This is a genomic window from Micromonospora sp. WMMD980 (assembly GCF_029626035.1).
GTDB lineage: Bacteria > Actinomycetota > Actinomycetes > Mycobacteriales > Micromonosporaceae > Micromonospora.
The window spans coordinates 6,099,649-6,112,020 of the sequence record NZ_JARUBE010000003.1; the positions used below are offsets into that span (position 1 = coordinate 6,099,649).

The 12,372-nt window shown below is 74.8% G+C and carries 11 protein-coding genes; 7 read left to right on the forward strand and 4 right to left on the reverse strand.

Annotation, left to right across the window (positions count from 1 at the left end; all coding sequences use genetic code 11):
* Window positions 1–52: 52 nt before the first annotated feature.
* Together O7618_RS28850 and O7618_RS28855 are read right to left on the reverse strand one after the other, a co-directional pair.
* Window positions 53–907 (reverse strand): DUF5667 domain-containing protein, encoded by an 855-nt coding sequence (locus O7618_RS28850; RefSeq protein ID WP_278109286.1) that lies wholly within the window; start codon window positions 905–907, stop codon window positions 53–55.
* A 286-nt stretch (window positions 908–1,193) separates the two neighbouring features.
* Entirely contained in the window at window positions 1,194–2,168 is a 975-nt protein-coding gene (locus O7618_RS28855; protein ID WP_278109287.1) for an ECF subfamily RNA polymerase sigma factor, BldN family, read from the reverse strand.
* Between the two features lie 500 nt (window positions 2,169–2,668).
* Here O7618_RS28855 and O7618_RS28860 point away from each other — a divergent pair, with 500 nt between their 5' ends.
* The 3 genes from O7618_RS28860 to O7618_RS28870 are packed head-to-tail and all read left to right on the forward strand — an operon-like array spanning window position 2,669 to window position 5,235.
* A complete protein-coding gene (locus O7618_RS28860; RefSeq protein ID WP_278109288.1) occupies window positions 2,669–4,327 on the forward strand; it encodes an AMP-binding protein in 1,659 nt (552 codons plus the stop codon).
* Window positions 4,317–4,571: a glutaredoxin family protein gene (locus O7618_RS28865; protein ID WP_091065377.1), complete on the forward strand. Its 255-nt coding sequence runs from the start codon at window positions 4,317–4,319 to the stop codon at window positions 4,569–4,571. Before O7618_RS28860 ends, O7618_RS28865 begins: the two co-directional genes overlap by 11 nt.
* A 13-nt stretch (window positions 4,572–4,584) precedes the next feature.
* On the forward strand, window positions 4,585–5,235 hold the full coding sequence (locus tag O7618_RS28870; RefSeq protein ID WP_278109290.1) for an HAD hydrolase-like protein: 651 nt from the start codon (window positions 4,585–4,587) through the stop codon (window positions 5,233–5,235).
* A gap of 38 nt (window positions 5,236–5,273) precedes the next feature.
* Here O7618_RS28870 and O7618_RS28875 read toward each other — a convergent pair whose 3' ends face one another.
* Both O7618_RS28875 and O7618_RS28880 read right to left on the reverse strand, forming a co-directional pair.
* Window positions 5,274–5,930 (reverse strand): response regulator transcription factor, encoded by a 657-nt coding sequence (locus tag O7618_RS28875; RefSeq protein WP_278109292.1) that lies wholly within the window; start codon window positions 5,928–5,930, stop codon window positions 5,274–5,276.
* Between the two features lie 71 nt (window positions 5,931–6,001).
* On the reverse strand, window positions 6,002–7,291 hold the full coding sequence (locus O7618_RS28880) for a sensor histidine kinase (RefSeq protein ID WP_278109293.1): 1,290 nt from the start codon (window positions 7,289–7,291) through the stop codon (window positions 6,002–6,004).
* A gap of 392 nt (window positions 7,292–7,683) precedes the next feature.
* Here O7618_RS28880 and O7618_RS28885 point away from each other — a divergent pair, with 392 nt between their 5' ends.
* From O7618_RS28885 to O7618_RS28900, 4 genes are read left to right on the forward strand one after another with little or no spacing between them, the layout of a single operon-like run.
* Window positions 7,684–8,454 (forward strand): redox-sensing transcriptional repressor Rex, encoded by a 771-nt coding sequence (locus O7618_RS28885; protein WP_278109294.1) that lies wholly within the window; start codon window positions 7,684–7,686, stop codon window positions 8,452–8,454.
* Window positions 8,451–9,824: a glutamyl-tRNA reductase gene (locus O7618_RS28890; protein WP_278109295.1), complete on the forward strand. Its 1,374-nt coding sequence runs from the start codon at window positions 8,451–8,453 to the stop codon at window positions 9,822–9,824. Before O7618_RS28885 ends, O7618_RS28890 begins: the two co-directional genes overlap by 4 nt.
* Window positions 9,821–10,789 carry a hydroxymethylbilane synthase gene (gene hemC, locus O7618_RS28895; protein ID WP_278109296.1) on the forward strand — a complete coding sequence of 323 codons (969 nt, stop codon included), beginning with the start codon at window positions 9,821–9,823 and terminating at the stop codon, window positions 10,787–10,789. Before O7618_RS28890 ends, hemC begins: the two co-directional genes overlap by 4 nt.
* Window positions 10,786–12,366 (forward strand): uroporphyrinogen-III synthase, encoded by a 1,581-nt coding sequence (locus O7618_RS28900; RefSeq protein WP_278109297.1) that lies wholly within the window; start codon window positions 10,786–10,788, stop codon window positions 12,364–12,366. The genes hemC and O7618_RS28900 overlap by 4 nt, the downstream gene beginning before the upstream one ends.
* Window positions 12,367–12,372 lie beyond the last annotated feature (6 nt).

The following is a 12,372-nucleotide window of genomic DNA, read 5'->3' on the forward strand; positions in this document are numbered from 1 at the left end:
TCCGGCCCGTCGTGACGGCCGGGTGACCGCCGGGAGAAGTGTGGCCGCGGGCTCAGCGCTCGCCGGGGCAGGTGCTCGGCGCGGGGCCGAGCGTGTCACTGGCGGCCGGTGCGGGCAGCCCGCAGGCGATCGCCTCACGCAGCGCGTCGGCGCGCCGGCCGGCCGCGTCGAGCAGCGCCAGCGAGCGGCGGGTGCGGTCCCGGTCGGCGTGGTCGGGGCGGTCGAGCAGGCCGCTGACCACCCGGCGCTGGCCGGCGAGGAAGGTGTCCACCGCGTCCAGCGCCGTCGGGTCGGAGCGCTGCGCGGCCACCGTGGTCAGCAGGCGTACGCCCTGGCGGGTGTCCGCGTCCATGTCGTCCAGCACGGCGCTGAAGCCGAGCCGGTCGTGGCGGACCGAGGCGGCCTCGTCGAGCCGGGTGCGGGCGAAGTCGAGGAAGAGCTGACCCCGGCTGATGTCCGAGTTGGCCAGCGCGAGCTGGGCGCGTTCGGTGGAGCGCTTCATGCCGTAGAGCGCGTCACCGGGCAGCGCGTTCTCGCTGGCGGCGGAGATGCCGGAGAGCGCGATGGCGCCGGCCGCCACGCCGACCAGGATCGCACCCCGGGCCCGGGCCCGCCGGCCGGTGATGGCGGGCAGCAACGCGCCGCGCAGACCGGCCCCGGAAGCGGTCGCGGCCGTGACGCCCTCGCGCTCGGCGGTGGCCACGAGCATCGCCCGCAGGCCGGTGCGGAACCCGGGATCGACGTCGACGGTGGGTCGTTCGACGGTGAGCCGTCGGCCCACCGCGACGAGCGCGGTCAGCTCGCCGTCGGCCCGGGACCGGACGTGGTGTCGGCGTCCGCCGTTGGCCTCGTCGAGGAGTTGCGCGAAGCGCTCGGCTCGCCGACCGGAGAAGAGGTCGCTGTCCACCGCGGGCACCCCCTTCCGCTGGTCACGGCCGGGTGGCCGTCATCGTCACCAGCGACCGGTGGCAGCGTGTGGCCGATTGTCGACCGGGACGGCCGACCTGACCCGCCGGACCGGGTGGCCCGGGGGACGCCGGGACAACCACTGGTCGCACCCGGAGAAACGGTTCGCGCGGGTCGCCGGTTACGGCCCGATCGGCGGCGAAATCACCGGGTCTGACGGGCGCTGCGGAGGGTGTCGGAAACACGCCGACCACCGGCGCCTGCGCCGGTGGTGCGGACGGGTCGGGTCAGCCGTGGAAGCCGTCGGGCAGCAATCGGGCCAGGGCCCGGACCGCCCGGTACTGCAGGGCCTTGATGGCGCCCTCGTTCTTGCCCATGGCGCGGGCCGTCTCGGCGACCGAGAAGCCCTGGAGGAACCGCAGCACGATGCATTCCTGCTGCTCCGGGTTGAGCTGCTTGACGGCGGTGAGCAGGGCGACGTTGGTGATGTGCTCGACCACCGCCGCCTCCGGGCTGCCTTCCGGTCCGCGGTCCTCCCGTTCGGCGTCCAGGACGTCGCCGGTGGTCACCTCCAGCCGGTAGCGGCCGGACTTGAAGTGGTCGGCGACCAGGTTGCGGGCGATGGTGACCAGCCAGGCCCCCAGGTCGCGCCCCTGCCAGGTGAAGCTGCCGATCCGCTTGAGCGCCCGCAGGAACGTGTCGGAGGTGAGGTCCTCGGCGAGTTGGCGGTTGCCGACCCGGAAGTAGACGAACCGGAAGACGGTGTCGACGTACCGGTCGTAGAGCAGGCCGAACGCCTCGGCCTCGCCGGCCTGCGCCCGTTCGACGAGCGCCCAGACCTCGGTGGCGGGGTCGGACGGGTCGGGGCGGCTCGGGAAGCCGGTGGCCGGGGTGGCGGCGGGGACGGCCGGCAGCACCGCGGTGTCGCCGGCGGTCACCGCGGGCAGCACGGCGGTCTCCGCGGCGGACGGCTCCGCGCTGGTGGCGGCCTCGCCCCGCCGGACCTGGGTCGGTGGGCCGGGACGGGGCGGGGCGCCGAGCCGGCCGCCGGCCGGTTTCGCGTTGGTCCCGGGCAGCGCCGGGCGCAGCGGCGCCTCGTTGCCGTGGTGCGTGCGGCTGCGCGTTCGCCGGGCCGCCGCCTCGCTGCGTGCCGTGAGCAGGCCGTCGACGCGCGGGGTCGGGTCGGCGCGTTCGTTGAGCGGGTTCCGCTGGGTCGGGCCGGTCAACCCGGCCGGCCGGTCCGCGTAACCGAAGGTGGTCACCGTGCCTCCCCGATCCAGGTGGACAGCGACCGCGCCGGAACCGCGAGGCCGGGTAGGACCCGGTCGGGCACGGCCGGTCCGGGACGTGCCGGCGGGCGGCAGATCCCCTTGAGGTGCTGGTCCAATGCGCTCACGGGCACGGGGGCCTCCTCGGGCTGAGGGGTGTCGACTCACGGCAAATGGGGTGAGCCGACCCGAGTGATGATAGGCCCAACGTCACCCGCGCGTGGCAAGTCCGTTACACAGAGCGGAAGTATTTCCCGTCCGGTCGCACTGCCGGCGGACCCGTTGTCCGTCGTCGGTGGTTGACTTTCGCGACGGAACCTGGTGAATGATGGAAGTCCAGGTAGGACCCGATTTTCTTTTCGCCGGGCGTGTCGCGGCGGCGATCCGGGCGGCTCGGGGCGCGCACTCCTCCACCGCCTGATGAAGATCTAGATCCCATCGCCGGGAATCCCATGAGATATCAATTGCAGGTCCCGTGCGGCGGACCCGGGCCGGTGTTCGGGCATGGTCCGGCGGACGCGCCTGTGCCAGACTCAGCCACCGTGCAGGACGCCGCCGACAGCCCCGCGCCGAACCTCGCCGACCGGCTCCGCCGGGCGGCGACCGACCACGGCGGCCGGGCCGCGCTGCACTGGCGCGACCGGACCCTCTCCTGGTCCGCCCTGGACGCCGCGGTCACCGCCACCGCCCACGCGCTGCGCGCCGCCGCGCCGGCGCCCGATCCGACACCGCACCCGCCCCGGGTGGCGGTGGCGTTCGGCAACACGCCCGACTTCGTGGTCACCTACCTGGCCGTGCTGCGCGCCGGCCTGGTCGCGGTACCGGTCAACCCCACGCTCACCGCCCGGGAACTCCGGCACGTGCTCGCCGACTCCGGCGCCGCCGTGCTGGTCGGCGCCCCCGAGGTCACCGCCCGGGTGGACACCGCCGACCTACCCACCCTGCGCGCGGTGCACACCACCCCGCCCGTCGCCGCCGAGGACGCCCCCGCCCGGTTCCCGGAGCGCGGCGGCGAGGACCTGGCCGTCCTGCTCTACACCTCGGGCACCGAGGGTCGGCCCAAGGGCGCGATGCTGTCGCACCGGGCGTTGGCCGCCAACCACGACCAGGTCGACCGGATCGACCCGCCGGCGGTCGGCGCCGACGACACCGTGCTGCTGGCGCTGCCGCTGTTCCACGCGTACGGGCTGAACTCCGGGCTCGGGGCCGTGGTGCGCCACGGCGCCACCGGGGTGCTCGTCGACGAGCCCGGCCCGGACGGCGCGCTCGACGAGATCGCCCGGCACCGGGTCAGCGTGCTGCTCGGCGTACCGTCGATGTTCCTGGCCTGGGCCGACGCGGGCGCGGCGCTGGCCGGCGTGCGCCTCGCGGTGTGCGGCGCGGCGCCGCTGCCGCCGGCGGACGGGGCGCGCTTCACCGAGCTGACCGGGCACCCCGTGCACGTCGGCTACGGGCTGACCGAGACCGCGCCGGTGCTCACCTCCACGCTCGTCGGCGGCGAGCCGAAGCCCGGCTCGATCGGTCGCCCGCTGCCCGGCGTCGAGCTGCGCCTGGTCGGGGCGGATGGCGGCGAGTTGTGGCGCGACGGGGTGCCCGCCGCCGAGGCCGACGACGACGGGATGGACCTCTCCGACGACCCGACCGGCACCGACCCCGGGCAGATCGTGGTGCGCGGGACGAACCTGTTCACCGGCTACTGGCCGGACGGGCGGGGCGGGCCGGCCCCGGACGGCTGGTGGGCCACCGGCGACGTGGCCTACGCCGACGGCGACGGCGACCTCTTCCTGGTCGACCGGCTCGGCGAGCTGATCCTGGTCAACGGCTTCAACGTCTACCCGCACGAGGTCGAGCTGGTGCTCCGGGCCCACCCCGGGGTGGCCGAGTCGGCCGTCCTGGGGGTGCCGCACCCGCGGACCGGCGAGACTGTCCGGGCGTACGTGGTGCGGGCGGCCGAGGTGTCGGCGGAGGAGTTGCTCGCCCACTGCGCGCGTAACCTGGCCCGGTTCAAGTGCCCGACCGCCGTCGAGTTCGTCGACGCCCTGCCGTACTCGGCGATCGGGAAGGTGCGCAAGACCGAGCTGCGCCCGGCGCCCGTGGTGCCGTCGCCGTCGCCGTCGACCGAGATCCGCACGGAGGTACCCGATGTCCAGTGACCCGCGGCTCATCCTGATCACCCGGCCCGGCTGCCACCTCTGCGACGACGCGAAGGCGGCGCTCGACCGGGTGGTGGCGGTCACCGGTGACCGCTGGGTGGAGAAGGACGTGACCGGCGACGTCGAGCTGGAGCGCGACTACGGCGACCGGCTGCCCGTGGTGCTGCTCGACGGCAAGGAGCACGGCTACTGGCGGGTCGAGGAGGACCGGCTGCTGCGGGACCTGACCACCCCGCAGCTTTAGCTATGGTGCTCGGGTGACGAGGACGCGGCGCCACCTGGTGTGGGACTGGAACGGGACCCTGCTCGACGACCTCGACCTGGTGGTGCGCGCCACCAACGTGGCGTTCGCCAGTGCCGGCGGTCCGGCGGTCAGCGCCGACGAGCACCGGGTGCGGTTCCGCCGGCCGATCGTCGACTACTACGCCGAGCTGCTCGGCCGGGCGCTGGACACGGAGGCGTTCGCCACGCTGGACCGGACCTTCCACGACACCTACCGGGCCGGGCTGACCACCTGCGCGCTGACCGCCGACGCCACCGCCGCGATCGCCGCCTGGCCGGGCAGCCAGTCGCTGCTGTCCATGTGGTTCCACGACGAGCTGGTGCCCACCGTGCACACCTACGGCCTGACTCCGCACTTCGACCGGGTGGACGGGCTGCGGGCCACGGTGGGCGACGGGCACAAGGCCGGGTGGCTGGAGAAGCACCTGGCGGAGCTGGGGCTGCCCGGTCGCGAGGTGGTGCTGATCGGTGACTCGCTGGACGACGCCGACGCGGCGGTGTCCGTCGACGCCCGCTGCGTGCTCTACACCGGCGGCCTCTCCGACCCGGCGGTGCTGCGGGCCAGCGGCCATCCGACCGCCGACACCCTCACCGGAGCGGTGACCCTGGCCCGCACCCTCCCCTGACTGCCCGCGGCTCGTCGGGCAACCGGCCGCGAACGGGGTCAGGCGCGCAGGTGGGCCAGGACGGCCAGCACCCGGCGGTGGTGGGTGGTGGCGTCCGGCGGCAGGTCCAGCTTGGTGAAGATGTTGCGGACGTGCTTCTCGACCGCGCCGTCGCTGACCACCAGCGCCCGGGCGATCGCGGTGTTCGAGCGCCCCTCGGCCATCAGCGCCAGCACCTCGCGCTCGCGCGGGGTCAGCGCCGCCAGCGGATCGTCGCGCCGACGCCGCACCAGGAGCTGGCTGATCACCTCCGGGTCGAGCACCGTCCCGCCGGTGGCCACCCGGGCCAGCCCGTCCAGGAACTCGTCGATCGCGGCCACCCGGTCCTTGAGCAGGTAGCCGATGCCGCCGCCGGCGCCGCCCGCGGTGTCCAGCAGGTCGTCGGCGTAGGAGACCTCGACGTACTGCGAGAGCACCAGGATCGGGGTGCCCGGCACCCGGCGGCGGGCCTCCACCGCCGCGCGCAGCCCCTCGTCGGTGTGCGAGGGCGGCATCCGCACGTCCACCACCGAGATGTCCGGCCGGTGCGCCAACACGGCCTCGACCAGGGCGTCCCCGTCACCGACGGCCGCCACCACCTCGTGCCCGGACTCGGTCAGCAGCCGGATCAGCCCCTCCCGGAGCAGTACGGCGTCGTCCGCGATCACCACCCGCATGGGTCCGGTGTCTATCACGTCCGGGTCCCACGGTGGGGTCTCCGCCGGGCCGGGAGCGTCGCCGGCGGACGTCACCGGGGCAGTTCGGCGTGGATCCGGGTCGGCCCGCCGGCCGGGCTGTGCACCGCCAGCGTGCCGCCGGCCGCCCGGACCCGGTCGGCGATGCCGCTGAGGCCGTGCCCCTTGGCCAGGTGCGCGCCGCCGACCCCGTCGTCGTGGACGCTGATCTCCAGCCGGCCCACCTTCCGGGTCACCTCCACCCGGCAGGCGCCGGCCCGACTGTGCTTGGCCACGTTCGTCAGCGCCTCGGCCACCACGAAGTAGGAGGTGCTCTCCAGCCCCGGGTCGAGCCGTCCGCCGACGGTGCCCAACTCGTCGTCGACCACCAGCTCGGTCGGCGCCAGGGCCTGGGCGGCGAGCGCGGCGAGCGCGCTCGGCAGGCCCCGGTCGACCAGGATCGGCGGCGCGATGCCCCGGGAGAGGGCGCGCAGCTCGTCGAGCGTCTCCCGGGTCTGGGCGACCGCCTCGTCCAGGGTGCGCCGGGCCGCGTCCGGGTCGGCGGCGAGCTGCTGGCGGGCCCGGCCCAGGTCCATGGCGAGCCGGACCAGGCGCTGCTGTGGCCCGTCGTGGATGTCGCGCTCCAGCCGGCGCAGCGCGGACGCCTCGGCCGACGCGGCGGCCCGCTTCTGCTCCTCCAGCGTGACGATCCGTTGCCGCATCTCGGCCACGCCGGTGAGCAGGGAGTACGCCAGGGCGGCCTGGACCCGGGCCAGGGCCCGCGCGACCAGGGGGAGGGTGAGCAGGGCGAACAGCCCGATCGCGGTGTTCAGCGCGATCCGCGCTCCGGTCCCGTCGCCCATCCCGAGGAGCTGGCTCAGGTCCTGGTCGTCCGGGCCACGGGGGATGGCCCAGTCGTACGCGCCGTAGAGCGTGCCGGTCAGCGCCAGCGCCCACCACACCAGCATCAGCACGAACGTGGGCAACGCCACCACCAGCCGGAGGAAGGCGTGCAGCAGGTCGAGCCAGGACTGCGGGTCGCGCATCGGGGTGAACACCCGCCGCCAGAAGCCGGCGCCCCGCGCCGGCGTCAGATAGACCGGGCGGACCCGGGGCCGCGCGAGCACCCCGGGGAGCCGGAGCCGTTCCAGGTCGGCCAGCCCGCGGGCGGCGTAGAGCACGCCGGCGAGGACCGGCAGGCCGAGCGTGGTGACCAGCAGGCCGGCGGTGAGTGAGATCCCCGCCACGGCGAGCACGAAGCCGATGACCGCCAGCGGGAGGCTGAAGAGCACGTAGCCGGTGTCGCGGGTGAGCTGACGGAGGAAACCGCGGGCGGGCGAGGCGGGGACGGGAAGGGCGGCCATGGTTCGAGGCTATGGGCGTGGCGGAGCCCGGCCCATCCCGCTCGCCGGCCTCTCCCGGGTGGGGTTCTCCCTACTCCGGAACGTGAGCCGCGCCTCGCCCACGCCGATCACGGAGCGCTACCGGGCGCGCGCGATTGGTCAGAGAAGTCTGGATTGAGCAATAATCGCCACGCGCCGCGGAGGAAGCGCGGTTTATCGATCTTGTAGGAATGGAGGAGCAGGTGGAGCCGCGTCGCGAGTCATCAAGATCGCGATTTGTGCACCTCTTCACAAGCGCCTACTCTGTAGTTCCGACGCGCCCTGCTAGCACAGCCGGCAACATCGGTCGCCAGCGGGAGTCCCGAAACGGCCGGCCCCCGACGCCGGTCGAGGATCGCACCGCACGGAGTCTCATGAGTCAGCACCGTCCTTCTGGCGCGCCCGGCCGCACCGGTGCCGTACCGGCGCTACCGGAGCTGCCCGAGGCGACCGTGTCCCGGCTCCCGGAATACCTGCGCGCGCTGCACACGCTCGCCGACTCCGGTCACGAGACCGTGTCCAGCGAGGGCCTGGCCAGCGCCGTCGGCGTCAACTCCGCCAAGCTCCGCAAGGACCTCTCCCACCTCGGCTCGTACGGCACCCGGGGCGTCGGCTACGACGTCGCGCTGCTGATCGACCAGATCTCCTCGGTGCTCGGGCTCACCCAGTGCCGGGCCGTCGCGCTGGTCGGCGTGGGTAATCTCGGCCACGCCCTGGCCGGCTACGACGGCTTCGCCAGCCGGGGCTTCCGGATCGCCGCGCTGCTCGACGCCGACCCCTCCCGGGTCGGCGAGGAGATCCACGGCCTGGTCGTCCGGCACGTCCACGAGCTGCCCCGGGTGGTCGCCGAGGAGTCGATAGCGATCGGCGTGATCGCCACCCCGGCGCCGGCCGCCCAGGCGGTCGCCGACCAGCTCGTCGCCGTCGGCGTGACGAGCATCCTCAACTTCGCGCCGTGCGTACTCTCGGTCCCGGAGGGGGTCGACGTGCGCAAGGTCGACCTTGCGATCGAGCTGCAGATCCTCTCCTTCCACGAGCATCGCAAGGCGTCGCTGACCGCGCTGCCCGCCACCGGCGGGACCGGCCTCACCGCCCTGCCCGGCGGGCTCGCCACCCCCGACACCCAGGAGGCGATCGGCACGTGAAACTGCTCGTCGTCGGCGCGTCCTACCGCACCGCCCCGGTCGCCGCCCTGGAACGACTGGCCGTCCCGCCCGCGGATCTCACCCGCACGCTGGACCGGCTCGTCGCCCAGCCGTACGTCGCCGAGGCCGTCCTCGTCTCCACCTGCAACCGGGTGGAGGTCTACGCCGCCGTCTCCGGGTTCCACGGTGGGCTCGGCGACATCTGCGCGGTCCTGGCCGAGCAGGCCGACTGCCCGCCGGCGGCGCTCGCCGGTCACCTCTACGTGCACTACGACGCCGCCGCCGTCGACCACGTCTTCCGGGTCGCCGCCGGGCTCGACTCGATGGTGGTCGGCGAGGCGCAGATCCTCGGGCAGCTCCGGGACGCCTACCACTTCGCCGGCGGCGCCGACACGGCCGGGCGGCTGCTGCACGAGCTGATGCAGCAGGCGCTGCGGGTCGGCAAGCGCGCCCACGCCGAGACCGACATCGACCGGGCCGGGCAGAGCGTGGTCACCGCCGCGCTCGACCTCGCCGCCGACCTGCTCCACGGCGACCTGGCCGGCCGAACCGCCATGGTGGTCGGCGCCGGGGCGATGGGCTCGCTGGGTGTGGCCACCCTGTCCCGCCTGGGCGCCGGCCCGCTCACCGTCACCAACCGGGGCGCCGCCCGCGCCGTCCGGCTCGCCGAGTCCTACGGCGCGACCGCCGTGCCGATGGCCGACCTGGTCGAGGCGCTCTCCACGGTGGACGTCGTGGTCGCCGCCACCGCCGCCACCGAGGCCGTGCTCACCCGCGACGTGGTGACCCGGGCGCTGGCCCGCCGGGACGCCGACCGGGGTCCGCTGGTCCTGCTCGACCTGGCCGTCCCGCGCGACGTCGAGGCGGGCGTGGCCGAGCTGCCGGGCGTCGAGGTGATCGACATCGACCGGATGGCAGGCGTCCTCGCCGACGGGCCGGCCGCGGCCGGCGCCGCCGAGGTCGGCCGGATCGTCGCCGGCGAGGTCGAGGCGTTCCTGAGCTGGCTGCGCGGCGCCGACGTGGCACCGACCGTGGCCGCCCTGCGCGGCCGGGCCGACGACGTGGTGACCGCCGAGCTGCGCCGGCTCGGCCAGCGCCGCCCCGACCTCAGCGACGACCAGCGCGCCGAGGTCGCCCGCACCGTGCACCGGGTCGTGCAGCGGCTGCTGCACCAGCCGACCGTACGGGTCCGCCAGCTCGCCGCCGAGCCCGGCGGCGACCAGTACGCGGCCCTGCTGCGCGAGCTGTTCGACCTGGAAGTTCCGCAGACGTCCCCGGTCGACACCGTCCCCGACGTGGTCGCCACCGACCTCGACGGCCGCTCGTCGTTCGACGCGGCCGACGTCCCGCCCACCGGAGGTGCGCGATGACCGCCCCCCTGCGCCTCGGCACCCGGGGCAGCACCCTGGCGATGGCCCAGTCCGGCCACGTGGCCGAGGCCCTCACCGCGGCCACCGGCCGCCCGGTCGAGCTGGTCGAGGTGGTGACCGCCGGCGATCGCTCCACCGCCCCGGTGCAGCGGCTCGGCGTCGGCGTCTTCGTCTCCGCGCTGCGCGACGCGCTGACCGCCCGGAAGATCGACTTCGCGGTCCACTCGTACAAGGACCTGCCCACCGCGGCGGCACCCGGCCTGCACATCGCTGCGGTGCCGCCCCGGCAGGACCCGCGCGACGCGCTCGTCGCCACGGACGGCCGTACGCTCGCCGAGCTGCCGCCCGGCGCGCGGATCGGCACCGGCGCGCTGCGCCGGATCGCCCAGCTGCACGCGCTGGGCATGCAGTTCGAGGTCACCCCGATCCGGGGCAACATCGACACCCGGCTCGGCCGGGTGCTCGGCGAGGACGCCGACCTCGACGCCGTCGTGCTGGCCCGGGCCGGGCTCGCCCGGATCGGTCGCGCCGACGCCATCACCGAGACGCTCGACCCGATGCTCATGCTGCCCGCGCCCGCCCAGGGCGCGCTCGCCGTCGAGTGCCGGGCCGACGACCACGACCTGGTCGAGCTGCTCGCGCGGCTCGATCACGCGCCGTCCCGCGCCGCGGTCACCGCGGAACGGGCGCTGCTGGCCACCCTGGAGGCCGGGTGCAGCGCACCCGTGGCCGCCTACGGCGAACTCGCCGAGGGTGAGACCGGTGAGGAGATCTACCTGCGCGGTGCGGTGATCAGCCCGGACGGTTCCCGTGACCTCCGACTGTCCCGCACCGGAACGCCCGCCGACGCGGCGGAGATCGGCAAGGCACTCGCCGCCGAACTCCTCGAACTCGGCGCCGACTCGATCCTCGGCCAAGAAGGACACGCCGGCCCGGGGACCCAGCAACTTGGGAGCACAGAATGACCCGCACCCGTAAGCCCGTAGGCCGGATCGCTTTCGTCGGGGCCGGCCCCGGCGACCCGGGCCTGCTGACCCGCCGGGCGCTCGACGCCCTGGTCGAGGCCGACCACGTGGTGTACGACCGGGGAGTCCCCGAGTCGCTGCTCACCCACGTCCGCGCCCAGGCCAGATCGGACGCCGAGTTCAGCCCCGCCGAGGGCGTGCCGGGGGACGTGGCGAAGGTGCTGATCTCCGCGGCCCGCTCCGGCCAGAACGCCGTGCACCTGGTCGCCGGCGACCCGTTCGGTCACGACTCGGTGGTCAAGGAGGTGCAGGCGGTCGCGCGCACCGCCGCGCACTTCGAGGTGGTGCCGGGCGTCGGCCAGGCCGAGGGCGTCGCCACGTACGCGGGCGTCCCGCTGCCGGGCGTCCGTACCGCCGCCGACGTCGAGGACGTCACCACGCTGGACTTCGACGCGCTCGCCGCGGCCGTGGGCCGGGGCTCGCTGGCGCTCGCGGTGGACGCCGGTGACCTGGCCGCGGTCCGGGACGGGCTGCTGGCCGCCGGCGTCGACGGCGCCACCGCGGTCGGGGTGACCGGCGACGGCACCGGCGAGACGCAGTACACCACCACGTCGAGCGTGGACTCCTTCGTCGCGGCGGCGCTCGGCTTCACCGGCCGCGTCGTGCTCACCGTCGGCGCGGGCGTCACCGACCGCGACAAGCTGAGCTGGTGGGAGAACCGCCCGCTGTACGGCTGGAAGGTGCTGGTGCCCCGCACCAAGGAGCAGGCCGGGGCGATGAGCGCGCGGTTGCGCGCGTACGGGGCGATCCCGTGCGAGGTGCCGACCATCGCGGTCGAGCCGCCGCGCACCCCGGCCCAGATGGAGCGCGCGGTCAAGGGCCTGGTCGACGGCCGGTACGCCTGGGTGATCTTCACTTCGGTGAACGCGGTCCGGGCGGTCTGGGAGAAGTTCGGCGAGCACGGCCTGGACGCCCGGCACTTCGGCGGCGTCAAGATCGCCTGTATCGGCGAGGCGACCGCGGACGCGGTCCGCGCGTTCGGCATCCAGCCGGAGCTGGTCCCCGCCGGGGAGCAGTCCTCCGAGGGCCTGCTGGCCGAGTTCTCGCCGCACGACGAGATCCTCGACCCGGTCGGCCGGGTGCTGCTGCCCCGGGCCGACATCGCCACCGAGACGCTGGCCGCCGGCCTCACCGAGCGCGGCTGGGAGGTCGACGACGTGACCGCGTACCGGACCGTGCGGGCGGCGCCGCCGCCGGCCGAGATCCGCGACGCGATCAAGTCGGGCGGGTTCGACGCGGTGCTCTTCACCTCGTCCTCCACGGTCCGGAACCTGGTCGGCATCGCCGGGAAGCCGCACGCGCGTACCGTTGTTGCCGTCATCGGGCCCAAGACGGCGGAGACCGCGACGGAGTTCGGCCTGCGGGTCGACGTGCAGCCGCCGCACGCCTCGGTGCCCGACCTGGTGGAGGCGCTCGCCGCCTACGCCGTCGAGCTGCGCGAGAAGCTCGCCGCCATGCCGGCGAAGCAGCGTCGTGGCTCGAAGGTGCAGGGGCCGACCGCCCTGAGGTTCCGCTGACAGGAG

What these genes read in the sequence shown, in the direction of transcription:
- O7618_RS28865 (WP_091065377.1), top strand. Translation starts at nt 4,317, where the DNA reads ATGTCCAGTGACCCGCGGCTCATCCTGATCACCCGGCCCGGCTGCCAC.
- O7618_RS28875 (WP_278109292.1), bottom strand. Translation starts at nt 5,930, where the DNA reads ATGCGGGTGGTGATCGCGGACGACGCCGTACTGCTCCGGGAGGGGCTG.
- O7618_RS28880 (WP_278109293.1), bottom strand. Translation starts at nt 7,291, where the DNA reads ATGGCCGCCCTTCCCGTCCCCGCCTCGCCCGCCCGCGGTTTCCTCCGT.
- O7618_RS28885 (WP_278109294.1), top strand. Translation starts at nt 7,684, where the DNA reads ATGAGTCAGCACCGTCCTTCTGGCGCGCCCGGCCGCACCGGTGCCGTA.
- hemC (WP_278109296.1), top strand. Translation starts at nt 9,821, where the DNA reads ATGACCGCCCCCCTGCGCCTCGGCACCCGGGGCAGCACCCTGGCGATG.
- O7618_RS28900 (WP_278109297.1), top strand. Translation starts at nt 10,786, where the DNA reads ATGACCCGCACCCGTAAGCCCGTAGGCCGGATCGCTTTCGTCGGGGCC.